Source organism: Methylobacterium sp. WL120 (assembly GCF_008039465.1).
In the GTDB taxonomy this organism is placed as follows: Bacteria; Pseudomonadota; Alphaproteobacteria; order Rhizobiales; family Beijerinckiaceae; genus Methylobacterium; species Methylobacterium cerastii.
The window spans coordinates 1-2390 of sequence record NZ_VRUT01000300.1 but is presented as its reverse complement, the minus strand read 5'-3'; the positions used below and the strand labels follow the sequence as shown (position 1 = coordinate 2390).

The following is a 2390-nucleotide window of genomic DNA, read 5'->3' as shown; positions in this document are numbered from 1 at the left end:
ACATGTGCGCGCTTGCGTTCTCTCACGTCGGCCTGCTGATGGACGATCACCTGATCATCGACGAGAAGCTGTACCGGCCGGCCGAGGTCGAGGTGCTGCTCGGCAACCCGGCCAAGGCGGAAGCCGCATTCGGCTGGAAGGCCGAGATCTCGCTCGAGACGATGATCCAGGAGATGGTCGAGGCCGACCTGAAGCGCCTCGGCGGCCGCGCTTGACCGGCAAGCGCATCATGGACCAGTGCCGCGCCGTGACGGCCGCCGTTCACCCGTGAAGCGGATCCTGGTCACGGGGGCGGCCGGCTTCGTCGGGCAGCACGCGCTCTCGGCGCTCTCGGCCGCAAGCGGGCCGGCGGACCGGATCCTCGGGATCGGCCGCGGCAGCCCGGACGTGCTGCCGGAGCGCGTCGCCTACGAAACGGTCGACCTGCTGGACGAGCCGGCGCTGAATGCCTGCCTCGCCGCGTTCCGGCCGACCGACGTGCTGCATCTGGCCGCGATGGCCTCGGTGCAGCAATCGGCGGATGCGCCGGGCGAGACCTGGCGGGTCAACCTCATCGGGCTTTTGAACCTCGCCGAGGCGGTGGTGCGATCCGCGCCCGGCGCGGGCTTCCTGTTCGTGAGTTCGGGCGAGGTCTACGGCCGGGCGTTCCTCTCCGGGCGCCCGCTGACCGAGGCGGCGGCGCCCGACCCGCAGGGACCTTACGCCCGCTCGAAGTGGTTCGGCGAGACGATCCTGCGCGACCTGCTGGCGCGGACGGGCGTGCGGCTGGTGATCCTGCGGCCGTTCAACCAGGTCGGCGCCGGCCAGGACGAGCGCTTCGTGCTGCCGTCCTTCGCCGGCCAGATCGCGCGGATCGAGGCTGGCCTGGTGCCGCCGGTGCTGGAGGTGGGCAACCTCGCCGCCGAGCGCGACTTCCTGCCGGTGGGCGACGTGGTGCGGGCCTATGCCGAGCTGATCGCCCGCGGCGTGGACATTGCCGACGGGTCGGTGTTCAACGTCGCCTCGGGGCGGCCGCGCAGCATCGCGAGCGTGGTGTCGGACCTGCGCCGGCACGCACGGGTCGCGTTCGAGGTCCGGGTCGCAGCCGACCGGATGCGCGCGTCCGAGATCCCGGTGGCGGCCGGCGACGCGACGCGGCTGCGCACGGCGACCGGCTGGACGCCCCGCGGCGACTGGGACGCCGCGATCGCCGACGTGCTCGAGCATGCGCGCGCAAGGCTGGGCCGGCCCGGACCGTGAGCACGGCCATCGAGTCGGCGAAGGGCAAGTTTAGGTCGGCAAGGAAATGAGGACGTCGTGAGCAGCCTGAAGTTCGGGACGAGCGGCCTGCGCGGCCTGGTGGCCGACCTCGTCGGGTGGCCGAGCTACGCCTATGCCGGCGCGTTCTTCCGCTCGGTCGGCGCCACTTCCTGCGCGAGCCGCACCGCGGTGATCGGGCGCGACCTGCGCGACAGCAGCGCGGACATCGCCGCCACCGTCGCCACGGCGGCTGCCGCCGCGGGCTTTGCCGCGATCGATTGCGGCCCGCTTCCGACGCCGGCGCTGGCGCTGGAGGCGATCCGGCGCGGGGCCTGCGCCGTGATGGTCACCGGCAGCCACATCCCGCAGGACCGCAACGGCCTGAAGTTCTACCGGCCCGACGGCGAGATCACCAAAGCCGACGAGGCCGCCATCCTCGCCGCCCTCGGCGACGTCTCCGCGGTCGGGACGATGCCGGCGCCCGTCGCCGCGACGCCGGACCCGGACGTGGTCGAGCGCTACCGGCGCCGGTACAGTGCGGCCTTCGCGCCCGACATCCTCGCCGGCCTGCGCGTCGCCGTCTACCAGCAGAGCTCGGTCGCCCGCGACCTGCTCGCCGACTTGCTGGCAGGGTTCGGCGCCGAGGTCACGCCGATCGGTCGCTCGGACACGTTCGTCCCGATCGACACCGAGGCGCATCGCCCGGAGGATGTGACTTACATCGCCGAGACCATGGCGTCGGGCGCCTACGACGCGCTGGTCACCACCGACGGCGACGCCGACCGGCCGCTGGTGGCCGACGCCGCCGGCGGCATCCTGCGCGGCGACGTGCTCGGCCTGATCACGGCGCGGTATCTCGGCGCCGACGCGGTGGTGGTGCCCGTCACCGCGGGCTCGGCGATCGAGCGGGCCGGCGGGTTCGCGCAGGTGCTGCGCACCCGGGTCGGCTCGCCCTTCGTCATCGCCGGCATGGAGCAGGCGCAGCGCGCAGGCGCGAAGACGGTGGCCGGCTTCGAGGCGAATGGCGGCTTCCTCCTCGGGTCGGACGTAGCGCTCGGCGGATCGGTGCTGCCCGCCCTGCCGACGCGCGACGCGATGCTGCCGATCCTCGCGACGCTGGCTGCGGCCCGCGACGCCGGCCTGCCGCTGGC

Annotated in this window: 3 protein-coding genes; all 3 read left to right on the top strand. The window is 73.5% G+C overall.

Annotation, left to right across the window (positions count from 1 at the left end):
- Positions 1-215 (top strand): GDP-mannose 4,6-dehydratase (locus tag FV229_RS26505; RefSeq protein ID WP_187275298.1); only part of this gene is annotated, 215 nt, incomplete at its 5' end.
- Positions 216-267: 52 nt separating this feature from the next.
- The gene (locus tag FV229_RS26500) at positions 268-1239 is read left to right on the top strand and encodes a GDP-mannose 4,6-dehydratase (protein WP_147754764.1); all 972 of its coding nucleotides are present in this window, start codon (positions 268-270) and stop codon (positions 1237-1239) included.
- A gap of 57 nt (positions 1240-1296) precedes the next feature.
- Positions 1297-2390 (top strand): phosphomannomutase (locus FV229_RS26495; RefSeq protein WP_147754763.1); only part of this gene is annotated, 1094 nt, incomplete at its 3' end.